Raw genomic sequence first — 15,358 nt, 5'->3', positions numbered from 1 at the left:
TCCCCAAACCCCAAGTTTATTCGCTCGCTGCCGTTTGTTCAGAAGCATCAGGGGTGGGTGATGTTTCCTCGCTGTCTTGATCAGCCGTGGCTTCAGGCTGCTCGGCGGCGTCTTCACTTGCCTCAGAGATAGTTTCCGGTGTATCCGTTGTTTGTTCTGTCGCTAGTGAGCCTTGAGGAACCAGTTCAATGGTAGCGTGTTCTTCCAACCATTCAAGGGCTTTCTCTTTGAGCAAATCGGCTTTAACGTACTCCCGCAAGCGTTGCGGATCGACATCTTGCCCTGCCAATTGTTTCATCACTTCTTGACATTTGGCATCCATCTGTTCATCATCCACAGTCAGTGATTCCCGTTTAGCCAGTTCCTCAAGGGCAAGGGATTGGCGCAGGCGTGCGATCGCATCGGGACGAGAACGCTCTCGCAGTTGGGGCATCATTTCCGCTGTAAACACTTTCTGCAGATCCATCCCGTAGTTTTCCATCTGGATCGCAGTCTGGGTTAATATCGTCTGGACTTCCCGCTCAATCAGGGTTTCGGGTAGATCAATCTCAACTTGTGCCACCAGCGCTTCGACCAGAGCATTTTCTTTATTGGTTTTGGTTTCTTGCTCGGCTTTTTCGGCAAATTGTTCTGCCAAAGAGTCGCGCAATTCGCTGATGGTTTCCTCTTCGCTAATGTCTTGGGCGAAGTCGTCGTCGAGTTCGGGTAACTCTTTTTCTTTGAGTTCTTTGAGAGTAAGAGTAAAGACAGCACTCTTGCTGGCTAAATCCTCTCGGGGATAATCCTCCGGAAACGTCACCTGCACCTCTTTGGTTTCCCCTGGTGTCATGCCCACAATTCCCTGCACAATGTCAGCCAGAAACCGTCCTTCTTCGAGTTCTAGCTGAAAGTCAGTCGCCTCACCGCCAGAAATATCAACGGCTTCCTCTTCCTCATGTGTCAAACGACCCTTATAATCCACAACCGTCACATCACCCATTTGGGCGGGGCGCGATTCGACGGGAATCAGCGTGGCGTGCTGAACCTGACGTTCTGCCAAAAATTTATCCACCGCCTCAGGGTCTGACTTAACCTCTTCGGCTTTGACGCTGAGATTCCTGTAGTCTCCCAAATTGATTTCTGGAGGCACATCCACCGATGCCGAGAATGTTAACGGTTGTCCCGGCTGGAACTGACTCAGCAGTTCTTCAAAGGTGGAAACCAGCTGATAGTTGCCCAGTGCCTCAATGGTTTCTTGGCTCAGGGCGTCCCGTAAACTATTTTGTACCAAATCTTCCAGCGCTGCTTCTTTGATCCGTCCCGGACCGAGGCGCTGGAGCAAAATTTGACGCGGCACCTTTCCCTTGCGAAACCCAGGAATGTTGGCAGAGCGGGCAAGATTTTGCACGACCTTCTCGTAGACCTTCTTAGTCGTTTCGGCGGGAATCTCAATTTCCAGACCGAGTTGGCTCTTGGGGAGTTTTTCCTGAGTAACTTTCATTGACGCTTTTTTTGGAGACAACTGAATTTTAGCTCTTTAGCGAATCCGGCGATCGGTTCCCCACGCCCTACTGCTGTTGCAGAGGTGGGATAAATCGCCAGTAATGCCAATCATAGTGGCATGGCATCCAAAATGGATGGGGTGTTCCTCGCCCATGTTATCCCTAAGTTTTCTGTTCTCAACACTTCCCCTCTCCACAGCGCTGAATGTAAAATCAAAGAACCGCAGTGTTCAAAACTGGAACAAGTTCCAGACCAAACATGGACAGTCTGTACGTTCACCAAGTATCTATCCTGGGATAACGAGCGTGCTTGTGTAAGAGAGCGAAACAACTCAGGCTAATGACAAAGGCTCCTCTACAAGCCCACGCTGTACTCGTAAGAGTCAGTGTGTGGAGTTGTCACAGGCTAATCCAAACACCTCATGATATGCTAGTCTGACAACTAGTTAATTTGAGTTCTAGTCATTGTTTCAGGGTATAAAAGAGACATAGATTGAGTCTGTCTGGCGGGGTTTCCGTATCTGATGATAGTACATTCAGAGCGTCTACAGCAGCGAATCTACCCTCTAGACCAGCTCGGCAGAGGTTTTCCACTGTCGAAGCCGGGAGAACTGGGGCAGCCTTCTCCAGCAGACGTAGTCGGCTTCGTCTGGAAGCTGGGAAATAATTTTGACGAATGAGTTATCTATGTCACCCTGTACTAATGCATTGAGCTAGCCTACTCATCAACTCCGAACGAGAACTGTTATCGTTAATCTGTCCCTTTAAGGGCAAGCCAACGGCAATATCTCAGTCAATTGGCGCGAACCTAGGTCTGTCGTGTTATCACAGATAAGCATCTTTTTTGTTAAAATCTTATGGATTTTGTCAGGATATAGATTCGATAATTTCCCTAAATAGTGTTTTAAACTTAAGAAAATTTAATTGATCTTTCTGGCTCAGTTAAATCACTGTCAACAGGATCGATGTGTTAAAAAATTGGAGGTAGATCATTTGTCTAGTCAAGTTCGCGTTGCTATACTGGGCGCAACGGGTGCAGTCGGCGCCGAGTTACTGGAATTACTAGAAACCCGCAACTTTCCCCTTACCCATCTAAAACTCTTAGCATCACCCCGGTCGGCGGGACAAACTCTCAAGTTTCGAGGCGAATCCCTATCGGTGGAAGCCGTGGGGGAAGATTCGTTTAAAGAGGTGGATTTGGTTTTAGCCTCGGCTGGTGGTTCAACATCTAAAGCTTGGGCATCTAAAGCAGTTGAGCAGGGAGCTGTGGTTGTTGACAATTCCAGTGCTTTTCGCATGAATCCTGATGTACCACTGGTTATTCCTGAGGTCAATCCGGAAGCGGCGGCGAAGCATAAAGGGATTATTGCCAATCCCAACTGCACGACAATCCTAATGGCAGTAGCCGTTTGGCCTCTGCATCGGGTGCAACCCGTCCAACGGATTATTGCCGCTACCTATCAATCGGCTAGCGGTGCAGGTAGACGGGCGATGGAAGAACTAAAAGTGCAGGCGCAGGCAATTTTGCAGGAGCAAACGCCACCAACGGAAAGCTTTCCCTACCCCTTGGCGTTTAACCTGTTTCCCCACAATTCCCCGTTGAATGATCAGGGGTATTGTGAGGAAGAGATGAAAATGGTCAATGAAACCCGCAAGATTTTCAATGATCCCCAGATCCGAATCAGCGCTACTTGTGTTCGAGTTCCTGTGCTGCGAGCTCACTCAGAAGCGATTAATCTAGAGTTTGCTCAACCCATGTCTGTCGCCACAGCCAAGGATCTACTTGCCAATGCACCGGGAGTGCGACTGGTGGAAGATTGGCAGGCAAATTATTTCCCCATGCCTATAGATGCTACGGGTAAGGACGATGTACTGGTGGGACGCATTCGACAAGACTTGTCCCATCCGTGTGGATTAGAGATTTGGTTGAGTGGTGACCAAATTCGCAAAGGGGCAGCTTTGAATGCTGTACAAATTGCCGAGTTGTTGGTGGAACGGAATTGGTTAAAGCCAGCAACAGCAATGATGGCTTATTAATTTGTTTGTCCTTGGTCATTTGTCCTTTGTTCAATCCTGTGGCAAAGCAGTTGTGCGTTTATTGTCGTTAGTTGAGAGTTGGTTAGCTCGATAACTAATGACCAATGGCTTATAACTAATGACTAATGACAAATGACCAATAACTAATGACCAAATAGGAGTGAAATAAGGGTGGTCAATTTTGGACGTGTATTAACGGCAATGATTACGCCGTTTAAAGAAGACGGCAGTGTGAATTATCAGGTTGCTGAGGAATTAGCAGCTCATTTAGTACAGCAGGGTACTGATACCGTCGTCGTCTGTGGTACGACGGGTGAATCACCGACATTGACATGGGATGAAGAGTGCCAGTTATTTCAGGTGGTGCAAAAAGCGGTGGCGGGTAAAGCCAAGGTAATTGCTGGCACAGGGTCAAATTCCACCCAAGAAGCGATCTCAGCTACCCAAAAAGTCGCTAAACTAGGGGTAGATGGTTCATTACAAGTCGTTCCCTATTACAATAAACCCCCACAAGATGGACTCTATAATCATTTCCAGGCAATTGCCAAATCCAGTCCTGACTTGCCTGTGATGCTCTATAATGTACCTAGCCGCACGGGTCAAAACCTCCAACCGGAAACCGTTGCCCGTTTAGCGGAAATTCCCAATATTGTAGCGATTAAAGAGGCAAGTGGCAGCTTCGAGCAAGGCAGTCAAGTACGACGTTTAACGCCACCGGATTTTGCCATTTACTCAGGAGAAGATTCCTTTACCTTAGCTTTATTAGCACTAGGGGCAAGTGGGGTAGTCAGTGTTTCCTCCCATCTAGTTGGTCGAGAACTCCAGCAGATGATCCAGGCTTTCCAAGCGGGTCAAACCGACCTAGCTAAAGACATTCACTTAAAGCTTTTTCCTTTATTTAAAGTCTTGTTTTGTACTGCCAATCCTATTCCACTCAAAGCTGCATTAAAACTCCAAGGATGGGATGTCGGTTCACCGCGTCCACCATTGAGTGATCTGCCTATGGAATTGCAACAACAAGTCAAGACGGTTCTCCAAGAGCTTTCTTTACTATAAATTCTCATCGATGTTCATATTAGGAGAGTTAAATTGCCCTTAAAATAAAACAAAACATTTATCTAGGAACGGCTCTTAATTGTTTGGCTAAAGTAGACTATTGTCTGCCCCTTGCCCATTGAGGTGCTAGAGTGATAATTGATCGATAATTCCATATTTTTATCGATAAACTCTAGAAACAAGCTCAGTTTTCATAATAAAACGACTTGTTAATCCATTTTAATTCATGACAGCAGGCATTAAGCCAAGGATATCGTTTTGAATTGTAACCTCGTGTTCTTTCACGTCGGTTTTTGATAGCCGTTTTCAATTATTGATCAGATCTTATGTTCTTTCTTTCCGATAGGTTCATGCATAACTCGAATAAGAATGGCTACCACTTCTAAAAAACTTGAGTTAGTCTAGATTAGATTAAGATTAGTTTATTGCCCAAAATTTATTTTCTAAAAAACGGCAATTTTCAATCCAGGTTTAACGTTGTAATTAATGAGAAATAGAAATCTCAAAGGAGGCAAATTGACTAGTAATAAATCTTCAGCCGCTCTAAAAATCATTCCCTTGGGTGGGCTGCATGAAATCGGCAAAAATACCTGTATTTTCGAGTTCAACGATGAAATTATTCTCTTGGATGCAGGATTAGGATTTCCTAATGATGAAATGCACGGGGTTAATATCGTTCTGCCCGATATGACCTATTTGCGGGAAAATCGCCATAAAATCAAGGGCATGATTGTCACCCATGGTCACGAAGATCATATTGGTGGACTTCCCTATCACTTGAAGCAATTCGATATTCCCGTAATTCACGGACCTCGACTGGCGATGGCGCTGCTGCAAGGCAAACTCGAGGAAGCAGGAGTTGCCGATCGCACAAAGTTAAATTCCGTTAGCCCTCGTGACATGGTGCGGATCGGTTCGTCCTTTATGGTTGAATATATTCGCAACACTCACTCCATTGCCGATAGTTTTACCGTAGCAATTCACACGCCCATTGGGGTCATTATCCACACCGGAGACTTTAAAGTCGATCATACCCCGGTCGATGGCGAATACTTTGATCTCCAGAGGTTAGCCGAACACGGTGAAAAAGGAGTGCTTTGTCTCCTCAGCGATTCCACCAACGCTGAAGTTCCCGGACACACCCCTTCCGAAGCGTCCGTCTATCCCAACCTGGATCGCATTTTCTCCCAAGCACCGGGACGAATACTGGTCACCACATTTGCCTCATCGGTTCATCGAGTGCAACTCATCTTAGATCTGGCACAAAAACAAAACCGAGTGGTGTCGGTTGTTGGTCGTTCCATGCTCAATGTTATTGCTCAAGCTCGGAATCTGGGGTATATAAAATGTCCCGATAGCTTATTTGAGCCACTCCACGCCGCCAATAGTTTACCCCCAGAAAAAGTGTTAATTTTAACCACTGGGTCTCAAGGTGAACCCCTGGCTGCTCTCACCCGTATTTCCAAAGGGGAACACCGGAAACTGAAAATTCAAGAAGGTGACACGGTTGTTTTCTCTGCTAATCCCATTCCCGGTAATACAATCGCCGTTGTCAACACCATTGATCGGCTGATGATGCAAGGGGCAAACGTGATCTATGGACGCCATCAAGGGATTCACGTTTCTGGTCATGGTGCTCAAGAAGACCATAAGCTGATGCTCGCCTTGACCCGACCCAAGTTTTTCATGCCCGTTCACGGGGAACATCGGATGCTGATCCAACATGGGAAAATGGCGCAAAAGATGGGTATCCCGGCAGAAAATATTGTGATTACCAATAACGGGGATGTGGTGGAATTAACCGAGGATAGTATTAGCGTTGTCGGTCAAGTCCCCTCTGGTATTGAGCTAGTGGATCGATCAGGTATCGTGCATCATGAAGTGCTTAAGGAACGTCAGCAGCTTGCAGGAGATGGTGTAGTGACTGTCGCCGCCGCCGTTAGTTGGGAGGGTAAACTCCTCGCCCAACCGGAAATACACCTGCGGGGTGTGGTCGCCAGTGTGGAGAAATCCTTGCTTCAGCAGTTAGTGATTAAGACGATTGAACGAACATTGAGCGATGGGTGGACAGACTTTGCCAAATCCTTTGATGACAAAAAACAACCAGAAATTGACTGGACAGGATTGCAACAGAAAATTGAGCGGGATATAGAACGGTTAACTCGCCGCGAACTTCAAAGCCGTCCTCTAGTGGTTTTCTTACTACAAAATCCAGAGGAACCTCCTGTGAAAACGGTAGGACGTCGGCGTCAGCGCACAGCAGCTAAGGCGGCTTCTTAGGGTATACCGACTGTAGAGACGTAGCATGCTACGTCTCTACAATGTTAATAGGATTCCATTTAACAAAAAAGTATCATCGAAACCAGCATTAAAGTTATCAAAGACTTGTTCATTACACTTCCAAAGTAGTGTTAGCGATGTAAATATAATCACTTTTAGTTTAAAAGGACAGTGATCACCTTCTCCCTCAAATCAACTCCAGCGTTCAATCTTTACGGGGAAGATAATAAAGTCGCTACGAATCCAGCCGATCTCTCTGGACTTGGGAAACTGCACCTTGCACCAGTTGAGGTTGCTGCCCAGTGTGTCGTTGTCTTGGCGACATTCCAAAACAGTGACGCGATCGCCCACGAGTCCATACCCATTCGTGCCAGAGTTAAGGGTGGGCTGCTGCCGCAGGTTAATGCGCGACTCCGGATTGTTCGCTCTTAAGGTGCCAATCCGAGTATCTGGAGACCAGTACACGTATATCTTTTTGTCGCGGAGTTGGAAAATCAGACCGCGACTGCCTAACCCTGCCTGCCTATAGACGGCATCGCCAGCCGCATCTGTATAGTTGCCAGGAGAGTTACCCACAGGGTTAAATTCGTACAAGATATCACCGTTTATGCCAATACCGATAAAACCTTGGTGTTGGGAAAATGTGCAGGGCATACTAGAGGATGCCCTATCTTCTCCGATGGGATAAAAATCACAGTGAGCGTTGATAGTACCTGCCCGAGCTGGTAAGCTTAAAGCCGATACAGAAATCATCGTAATTGTTGCCAAAAAAACTGTTAAACTTTTCATCGGAATAACTCAACTATTTGAATCAAGCGATTCCTTACTTAGCTTGGTAATATAAATCTAAATAAAGGCAGCAAATATATGAAACTCAAGACGGATCTAATCAGCATTCCATTAATGGCTTTGTCCATTCAATAATCCTACATTTATGATAATATTACAGTTTACAGAGACTATTTGCAAAAATCTAAAAATATTTTTATTGTTGCCAAAATGTTTAAACTATTCTGTTCGAGCCTGGTTTTGAGTACGGTCTTCTGGGTGAATTTATCCGCCTTAGCGCAACCCATCCCTAAGCTGCGTCAAGGTATGACCTATCAAGACGCAAGAACATTGTTAATTGAGGAAGGGTGGCAAGCTATATTTAATATGGCTCAGTTTAATAATCCGGAGCGAGGCGCAGTTATTGACAGTTTAATTGAAAAAGGATACACCGAAGTGGTTGACTGTTCTGGTACTGGATTGGGACTTTGCTTGTTTCAATTCCAGAATGCTACGGGAGAGACATTATCCGTATCGACAACAAATAACGCTCCAGCACGGAAAAGCGAAGTGTTTGGTTGGAGGCTGGAGACTCCTGCTACAACTGATACGTTTAACTTCATTAAAAAATTTATGGGTTCTACCTACCGATTTGGTAATTCAGTAGCCATAGATGGGAGTAATGCTATTATTGGCTCCGACCAGCACAGAGATAAAAGAGTAGAAGTAACAGAAATCCCTTCAGAATTTCAAAAACTTCATTTTGATTAGACATAGATTGAGTCAAAATAACACTCTTGCTACGTTTTCAAAATTGGCAAATATCTGGGGGACTGACTGGGCAAGTTGGTTGTGCATTAGCGGAGCTATCCAAAGAAATCTCATTGCCTTCAAGAAAAAGCATCGTCAGATTTGTGAGTCCTGATAGAGGGCTGACATCTTTGATTTGATTGTTGTTGAGCAGAAGCATCTCCAGATTTGTGAGTCCCGCTAGCGGGTTAACATCTGTAATTTGGTTTTCACTGAGGGCAAGCCACTTGAGGTTAGTGAGTCCCGCTAATGGGTTAATATCTGCAATCTGGTTATCATCAAGTTGAAGTGTCTGAAGGTTAGTGAGTTCCGCTAGAAAGCTAACATATTTGATTTGGTTATCATTAAGACTAAGCCAATAAAGATTGGGAAGTTCTGCCAAAGTGATATCGTTGATTTGGTTATTGCTAAGGTGAAGCTCTTTCAAGTTGGTGAGTTTCACGAGGTGGACGGTAGCTATTTGGTTGTTGTTAAGGACTACTGTCTCAAGGTTTTTGAGTTCTTTTAGGGGATGGATATCGGTGATTTGGTTGTCATCAAGTAGAAGCCAACTCAGGCTTGTTAATCCGACTAAATAACTGATATCTTTCACCTGGTTGTTGATGAGTTGAAGTGTCTCAAGGTTAGTGAGTTCGGCGAGAGGACTAATATCGCTAATTTGGTTTTGATTAAGGACAAGTGTATTCAGGTTAGTGAGTCCGGCTAGAGGACTAATATTGGTAATTTGGTTGTAATCTAGGTAAAGCACCTCCAAGTTAGTGAGTCTGGCTAGAGGATTGATATCGGTGATTTGATTGTTAATAAGTTGAAGCCAATTTAGATTCGTCAGTCCTGATAAAGGACTCAGGTCACTGATTCCTGTTCTGTCTAGGTAAAGCTCAGTACGACTTGACAGATTTTCAGTAGCTAGTTCACAATCACTCGTGCCAGTTACTTTTAAAAGCACCTCCACCGTTTTTCTCGTCTCGGCTGACAAACTTTCTTTTTGAAGACAAAAATCCCGAAAAGAACTCCCCAGACTGGGTTCGGCGGCTTGAGTGATTCCCCATCCCCAGACACTGAACATGAATACACTTGTGATCAGAACAACGGCGTTAGTCGATTTCATGGTTAAGGCTGGTGGGCATTGCCCACCCTAGGGTATATCAAAGGTTTCGGCGATCCAAAATACTGATTTTAGGTTCATTCCTCCTCAGTGTCTGTATCGGTGTAGCCATCGTGCGTATTGCCTCTCGATTTCAGATTTATGCAAAAAGTCGCTGGCGCGATCGCATTCCTTTGCCAATCTCAGATGACTGACTACCAGATAGGGGATTGAGCAGAAGCAACCTGACCCCATGGAGCGGATATCGATGAATCGCCGATACCAGAGCAATCCCGAAGATTTTGCGATCGCTTCCTCATATATCAGTTAACCTGATAACCTTAATGAGTTATGCTTATAAATGGTGTCACGGACACCGCTACGGCAATGAACTGAACTTCAGTTAGATTACTGATGCCCCCAAATTCAGCCTCTGGCAACATGAAAATCAGCACTCTAGCTTTAATAATGGGGAGAAAGTGGCAATTACCAGCTTTTTTATCGCTCGTTTTGACATATTGACTCACAACCGAGTAACTCTTTATAAATCCTGCTTTTAAGATGCGCTGCTCCTTGGTTAGAGCAGCATATATAACCCAGTTTTTTAACCTCTGGGTCATCACCAACAGAACCAAGAAACTGTGAATACAGCCGCTTTTGATCGGGTTGAGTTTACAGAACGTGCAAACTTCACCCTAAAACTTCACCAAAGCTTTACCGACATTCATCCGGTATGAATGCCAGAGTAATTGTAGGTGAATAAGAAGTGGTTTAGTTGGTTTGTTTCTAGCACAGGAAAGATTTATGAGTGTATCTGATTTTACAGCAAAGAAACTGATTTTTACGAAATGGGTTTGGATAGAGCCAAAACAGCCGTCCTCAATCCCAACCCAACCTCCCCAACGGAAAAAACGGTTTGATTTGCTCAAACCAATTAAACGGTGGATTGATGGGGTTGAAGTACACAATCCCCAACTGGCACACTTGATCTGCCATCTGATCCCCGCTCAATGTCCCTTTGAGCGCGACATTAAACTATTTGGGCGTACCCTATTTCACATTCCGCCTCTGTGTAAGCTGAATCCCTTCTATGAGGAAGTGGTAGGGTTACGCTTCCGGGCGCTGTGCTATTTGGCAGATGAATGTGGTGAAGATATTTCCGCTTATTGTTAAAATTCCAGGACTGGGAATTTTAATGTTAGGCGTCGAACCCTTTATCACACAGCATGGCAATCATTGCTCTGAAAGCCTGGTATCTCCAGCAATACGAACCGATTAAAGAACTGGAGAAACGCCCTCACGATCTGCGGTTAAGCAAAAACAGCTTGCTCAAGTCCGGGTTAAGGGCTGACTTCTTAGACGATAGTCAGGATGTCAAAGAATCGGAATGGTTTGGGCGCTACCTGGATGGGGAAACGGTAGAGTTTTACATCGAAGGTAGCGGCGGCTATGCCATTTCCAATATTGATTTGATCTCCCACGAGATTTACTTCACCAAGCAAGAGGTGATGGCGCAACTCGATCCGATTATCTTTTTGAGTCATCAAACTGAATGCTCTAGTGCAAGTGTTGCGCTACGGGATAGCCTCAATGACACCCTTGAGGGCTTCAATCAGCGATCGCGTCTCCCCCTAACCCTACAACAGTCCCGTCGCCCTGCGGGTGAACCGATGCGCCTCAGTAGTACCCAGATGCGCCACATCCGTAAGAGTTTGCTGTTTGTCGCCGATGGTACTGCGATCGCGAAATTGGACAGAGAACAGACACCCCTCGTGATCCCCAGCCCTCAAGTCTGTGTCGAAATCGGTTACGCCCTAACCAGCAAGCGCCGAGAACAAATTTTGCTGGTGCAGATGGAACGCCAAGACTTACCAGGACAATTTCCCTTTGAGGTTCCCCAGCACCAGCAGTTATTATTTCGCCAACCTGAGGATTTACAAAAGACTTTGCCTGTGGTATTAGAAACATTACTGCAACGGTTTAATGTATTGACGTCATGAACCCCACGCATAAATGCGGGGGCTTGTAAGACTTTATTCTTGCCACGCTCGAATAGTTTTTGCAAGCCTACATGACCAGCCTAAGACTCATGAGGTCTACGTTTAGAGCAAGTGTTAAAGTTCCTACCTACGAATGCATGAACCAGTTTGTAGCACTAGAACCAAGTCGGTTAAACATCTGTACAAGGGTTAAGGAAGTGCCGCTTGGAAAGTACCGACTCTAAACATTGGCGTTAGCGAAGCGGAACCTCTTAGGTTCGGTTCACTTTACCCCGTAAGGGAGATAAAACTCATGTTTGTATGGGTCTTAAACAGCGACAAAAAACCATTAAACCCAACCCATCCTGCTAGAGCCAGAAAACTGCTCAAAACAGGTAAAGCTGCTGTGTTTAAGAGGTATCCTTTCACAATCATTTTGAAAGAGGAGGTTAAAGAAACGGACAATCAACCTTTAAGAATTAAGATTGATCCAGGTACAAAAACCACGGGAATAGCAATCTTGAGAAACGATGTAGTTTTGTGGGCAGCAGAACTAACTCACAGAGGAGTCCAGGTTCGAGAAAGTCTAACCTCTAGGAGGCAGTTAAGACGCTCTCGCAGAAATCGCAAAACTCGCTATCGTCAACCTCGGTTTAATAATCGTTGTCGCGCTGATGGTTGGTTACCACCTTCATTAGTTAGCCGAGTTGATAACATCTTGACTTGGGTTAAACGGTTATTGAGTTTATCTCCTGTCACGTCTATATCAACTGAATTGGTGCGCTTCGACACTCAATTGATTCAGAATCCAGAGATCTCTGGAGTCGAGTATCAACAAGGTGTACTTGCTGGATACGAACTAAGAGAATATATGCTCGAAAAATGGGATCGGAAGTGTGCTTACTGCGGTGTTAGCGATACTCAATTAGAAATTGAGCATATAATCGCTAAATCAAAAGGGGGTTCTAATCGTGTATCTAACTTGACTTTAAGTTGTACCCAATGCAATCAGAAGAAGGGAAATAAACCCATTGAGCAGTTTTTGAAAAAGAAACCCGACTTGCTCAAGTCAATCCTTGATCAAGCTAAAAAGCCTTTAACTGATACTGCTGCCGTCAATGCTACTCGATGGAAACTGTTTAACTCTCTTAAAGAGTTGGGTTTACCGGTAGAAACTGGGACAGGTGGTAGGACTAAATACAATCGTTGCCGCCAAAACTTACCGAAAACTCATTGGCTGGATGCTTCTAATGTAGGTGCATCAACTCCAAAACCCTTGAGAATTCTGGTATCAAAACCTTTGATTATCAAAGCAACAGGACATGGCAACCGTCAAATGTGTGGTACTGATAAATATGGTTTTCCGATTCGTCATCGGTCAAACATTAAGAAGCACTTTGGTTTTAAAACTGGCGATATTGTTAAGGCTGTTGTCACCAAAGGCAAGAAAATTGGTTCTTATGTTGGTCGGGTTTTATGTCGAGCAACAGGTAGTTTTGATATCACGACAGCTACAGGTCGAGTAGCTGGAATCAATCACAGGTACTGCTCATTTATTCACAGAAGCGATGGTTATGCCTATCAATAAGGATTCCCTTAGTCTCAGTTGTTTGTGTAAGGGGGAAACTTTCTTCCATATCGTGAACAACAGGGGCTTCCAGTTTCCCCCTTACCAACCTCTTTTTCGGTGAGGGTCTTCTGGCGGGGTTAAGATAATTGGGATGGATTGAGGAGAAAATTTCATGCCAAGAACTCCAGATGAGTTTGCCGTTCACATTCTTATCGCTGGCGGACACCGGGAAGAGGTGCGCTTTACCACAATTCAAGAGTTTCAGAAATGGTATAGTAGCGAACTCATGCCCAAATCGACCTCGAACGACTTTATCAGCGTCCCGATTAAAAATATTCAGGGCGAGTATATGGTAGTACGCCCTTCCAGCGTTTTAGCGATTCGGGTGGAACCCATCTTCGGGGGTAGCGTAGAGCGATTTTTGGATTAAGTCTTTTGTCATTAGTCATTGGCAAAACCCAATGGCTAATGATTGATGATACGACGTAACAGTTTTGACCAGAATGAGAAAACAACTGACGAGTCTATCCCTGAGTTTAGGGATAATGCTGTTCAGTGGCAGCAGTTTAGCTGTTCCCGATGTTCCTCTAGAACGAATAAACCCCGATACTTCATCGGTGACACTGGACTCTCTAGGGTTCGATGAGCAACTCTGGGGGACTCCTGAACAGCCGGGGGATCGGCAAGCTTTACTGAAGTCGATTGACTATAGTCTGCGCTATCTGGCGACGCCTAAAGCGGCGGCGACGTACCAAACCTATCCCATCCCAGGGATAACCCTGGAACGAGTGCGCCGTTCCCTGGTACGATTTCGTCAACTCCTACTCACATCCAGTTCTCCAGCCCAACTACAAGCGGCGGTGAATCGTGAGTTTGAGGTTTACCAGTCGGTGGGCAATGATGATCAAGGAACAGTCTTATTTACGGGGTACTTTGAACCAATTTATACTGCCAGTCGCACCCCTAGTGCAGAGTATCGCTATCCCCTCTACCGTTTACCGACGAACTTCAATAACTGGAGGAAGCCTCACCCGACTCGCGCTGATTTAGAAGGAGTTGATGGGTTTGGTAAAAATAGCCCCCTGTCTGGATTAGAACTCGTCTGGTTGCGCGATCGCTTCCAGGCATTTTTGGTTCATGTTCAGGGTTCTGCCCGTCTGCAATTGTCAGATGGTAGTCTGATGACGGTTGGTTATGCGGGTAAAACTGATTACCCCTATACCAGTGTGGGGCGAGAATTGGTCAAAGATGGTAAGTTACCCCTTGAGGGGTTAACGTTACCGGTTTTGATTGATTATTTCAGTCAATTTCCGAGTGAACTTGATCAATATTTACCCCGGAATCAAAGTTTTGTCTTCTTCCGGGAAACCAATGGCGCACCGGCTACTGGAAGCCTGGGTGTGCCTGTGACAGCCGAACGCTCAATCGCCACCGATAAATCCTTAATGCCTCCTGGCGCTTTGGCGTTAATTCAAACTCGCATCCCCTATCCTAACGTCCAAGGGCAACTCGAATCCCGTTGGGTGAGTCGCTATGTTCTGGATCAAGATACTGGGAGTGCGATTAAAGGACCTGGACGAGTTGATATATTTATGGGGACAGGAGTTCTCGCTGGCGATCGCGCAGGAGTAATTGGCGGTAATGGAAACCTATACTATTTATTGTTGAAAGATTCTAGGTAACTGGGGATTGAGACATAAGAAGCGACGACGTTCTATCCGAAGGTAGCCGCAGCTAAATCAATGTCCATATCTTCAGGTAGTTCAAAACGAGATAGGAAACGCTTGAGCGTAGCAAAGCGATAACCCACCAACAAGCCCAGATGCAAGGGATTTTGGGGATCACCGTTTCCTTTGAGTACCTCAACTAATGGTTTGGGGGGTTGGCTGGGGTGGAGAATACGATTATGAGATTTTCCCAAGGAACAGCCTTCCCAAAACTGGATGCGTTTTTCTGAATCGGGTGAAAAGTCTTGGATATATACCTCAATCGCGTTTTCCAGAAACTGTAGCATTTGCTGAACTTGCGATCGGTTTTGTTGCCAAAGTTGATTATCCGGGTCATAATCTTGAATCACTTGACAGGTCAACTGAAGACTTTGTAAAGTCGCTTTGAGTTGGTATTGCTGACTTAAAATAAATCCATCCAGATCAGGTGATGACATAACGGTTCACTAAGAGTTAAGGGATCAGCGCTATGGTATTGGACACTGCCTATCCCAATTTTGCCAAATGGGAGAGGCAACAGGTAATATATTATTCAACCATCATAACTTGAGTAAGCAACCCCGGTC

14 protein-coding genes are annotated in these 15,358 nt (G+C 45.3%); 10 read left to right on the top strand and 4 right to left on the bottom strand.

What is annotated here, in order from left to right:
* Positions 1 to 16: 16 nt before the first annotated feature.
* Positions 17 to 1,480: a trigger factor gene (tig, locus tag RLO19_RS17475; RefSeq protein ID WP_446358403.1), complete on the bottom strand. Its 1,464-nt coding sequence runs from the start codon at positions 1,478 to 1,480 to the stop codon at positions 17 to 19.
* Positions 1,481 to 2,474: 994 nt separating this feature from the next.
* Here tig and RLO19_RS17470 point away from each other — a divergent pair.
* From RLO19_RS17470 to RLO19_RS17460, 3 genes are all read left to right on the top strand, one after another.
* Positions 2,475 to 3,518 (top strand): aspartate-semialdehyde dehydrogenase, encoded by a 1,044-nt coding sequence (locus tag RLO19_RS17470; protein WP_446358401.1) that lies wholly within the window; start codon positions 2,475 to 2,477, stop codon positions 3,516 to 3,518.
* 171 nt (positions 3,519 to 3,689) lie between these two features.
* Positions 3,690 to 4,574: a 4-hydroxy-tetrahydrodipicolinate synthase gene (dapA, locus tag RLO19_RS17465; RefSeq protein ID WP_446358399.1), complete on the top strand. Its 885-nt coding sequence runs from the start codon at positions 3,690 to 3,692 to the stop codon at positions 4,572 to 4,574.
* Positions 4,575 to 5,060: 486 nt separating this feature from the next.
* Complete coding sequence (locus RLO19_RS17460; protein ID WP_446358397.1) at positions 5,061 to 6,854, top strand: ribonuclease J; 1,794 nt, start codon at positions 5,061 to 5,063, stop codon at positions 6,852 to 6,854.
* 192 nt (positions 6,855 to 7,046) lie between these two features.
* Here the strand turns inward: RLO19_RS17460 and RLO19_RS17455 are convergent, their stop codons facing one another.
* Complete coding sequence (locus RLO19_RS17455; protein ID WP_446358395.1) at positions 7,047 to 7,643, bottom strand: SH3 domain-containing protein; 597 nt, start codon at positions 7,641 to 7,643, stop codon at positions 7,047 to 7,049.
* 174 nt (positions 7,644 to 7,817) lie between these two features.
* On the opposite strand from RLO19_RS17455, the gene RLO19_RS17450 reads away from it, so the two are divergent.
* Entirely contained in the window at positions 7,818 to 8,393 is a 576-nt protein-coding gene (locus RLO19_RS17450) for a hypothetical protein (RefSeq protein ID WP_446358393.1), read from the top strand.
* A 37-nt stretch (positions 8,394 to 8,430) separates the two neighbouring features.
* Here the strand turns inward: RLO19_RS17450 and RLO19_RS17445 are convergent, their stop codons facing one another.
* Positions 8,431 to 9,540, bottom strand: a complete 1,110-nt coding sequence (locus RLO19_RS17445) for a leucine-rich repeat domain-containing protein (RefSeq protein ID WP_446358391.1) — start codon at positions 9,538 to 9,540, stop codon at positions 8,431 to 8,433.
* An 11-nt stretch (positions 9,541 to 9,551) separates the two neighbouring features.
* Here RLO19_RS17445 and RLO19_RS17440 point away from each other — a divergent pair, with 11 nt between their 5' ends.
* The 6 genes from RLO19_RS17440 (at position 9,552) to mltA (ending at position 14,747) form a co-directional block, all read left to right on the top strand.
* Positions 9,552 to 9,731: a hypothetical protein gene (locus RLO19_RS17440; RefSeq protein WP_446358389.1), complete on the top strand. Its 180-nt coding sequence runs from the start codon at positions 9,552 to 9,554 to the stop codon at positions 9,729 to 9,731.
* 589 nt (positions 9,732 to 10,320) lie between these two features.
* A complete protein-coding gene (locus RLO19_RS17435) occupies positions 10,321 to 10,689 on the top strand; it encodes a Mo-dependent nitrogenase C-terminal domain-containing protein (RefSeq protein ID WP_446358388.1) in 369 nt (122 codons plus the stop codon).
* Between the two features lie 53 nt (positions 10,690 to 10,742).
* On the top strand, positions 10,743 to 11,516 hold the full coding sequence (locus tag RLO19_RS17430) for a hypothetical protein (protein ID WP_446358386.1): 774 nt from the start codon (positions 10,743 to 10,745) through the stop codon (positions 11,514 to 11,516).
* 292 nt (positions 11,517 to 11,808) lie between these two features.
* A complete protein-coding gene (gene iscB, locus RLO19_RS17425; RefSeq protein WP_446358384.1) occupies positions 11,809 to 13,083 on the top strand; it encodes an RNA-guided endonuclease IscB in 1,275 nt (424 codons plus the stop codon).
* A gap of 154 nt (positions 13,084 to 13,237) precedes the next feature.
* Positions 13,238 to 13,495, top strand: a complete 258-nt coding sequence (locus RLO19_RS17420; RefSeq protein WP_446337151.1) for a hypothetical protein — start codon at positions 13,238 to 13,240, stop codon at positions 13,493 to 13,495.
* 73 nt (positions 13,496 to 13,568) lie between these two features.
* A complete protein-coding gene (gene mltA / locus RLO19_RS17415) occupies positions 13,569 to 14,747 on the top strand; it encodes a murein transglycosylase A (RefSeq protein WP_446358382.1) in 1,179 nt (392 codons plus the stop codon).
* Positions 14,748 to 14,779: 32 nt separating this feature from the next.
* Here mltA and RLO19_RS17410 read toward each other — a convergent pair whose 3' ends face one another.
* The gene (locus RLO19_RS17410; protein WP_446358380.1) at positions 14,780 to 15,229 is read right to left on the bottom strand and encodes a hypothetical protein; all 450 of its coding nucleotides are present in this window, start codon (positions 15,227 to 15,229) and stop codon (positions 14,780 to 14,782) included.
* Positions 15,230 to 15,358: the final 129 nt, after the last annotated feature.

Source organism: Coleofasciculus sp. G2-EDA-02 (assembly GCF_040226375.1).
Taxonomy (GTDB): domain Bacteria; phylum Cyanobacteriota; class Cyanobacteriia; order Cyanobacteriales; family Coleofasciculaceae; genus Coleofasciculus.
The sequence above is the reverse complement of the archived record's forward strand: the minus strand, read 5'-3'. Positions and strand labels throughout refer to the sequence as shown.

Excerpts from the sequence above, each read along its gene's own strand:
- tig (WP_446358403.1), bottom strand. The coding sequence starts at position 1,480 with ATGAAAGTTACTCAGGAAAAACTCCCCAAGAGCCAACTCGGTCTGGAA.
- RLO19_RS17460 (WP_446358397.1), top strand. The coding sequence starts at position 5,061 with ATGAGAAATAGAAATCTCAAAGGAGGCAAATTGACTAGTAATAAATCT.
- RLO19_RS17455 (WP_446358395.1), bottom strand. The coding sequence starts at position 7,643 with ATGAAAAGTTTAACAGTTTTTTTGGCAACAATTACGATGATTTCTGTA.
- RLO19_RS17445 (WP_446358391.1), bottom strand. The coding sequence starts at position 9,540 with ATGAAATCGACTAACGCCGTTGTTCTGATCACAAGTGTATTCATGTTC.
- RLO19_RS17435 (WP_446358388.1), top strand. The coding sequence starts at position 10,321 with ATGAGTGTATCTGATTTTACAGCAAAGAAACTGATTTTTACGAAATGG.
- RLO19_RS17430 (WP_446358386.1), top strand. The coding sequence starts at position 10,743 with ATGGCAATCATTGCTCTGAAAGCCTGGTATCTCCAGCAATACGAACCG.
- iscB (WP_446358384.1), top strand. The coding sequence starts at position 11,809 with ATGTTTGTATGGGTCTTAAACAGCGACAAAAAACCATTAAACCCAACC.
- RLO19_RS17420 (WP_446337151.1), top strand. The coding sequence starts at position 13,238 with ATGCCAAGAACTCCAGATGAGTTTGCCGTTCACATTCTTATCGCTGGC.
- mltA (WP_446358382.1), top strand. The coding sequence starts at position 13,569 with ATGAGAAAACAACTGACGAGTCTATCCCTGAGTTTAGGGATAATGCTG.
- RLO19_RS17410 (WP_446358380.1), bottom strand. The coding sequence starts at position 15,229 with ATGTCATCACCTGATCTGGATGGATTTATTTTAAGTCAGCAATACCAA.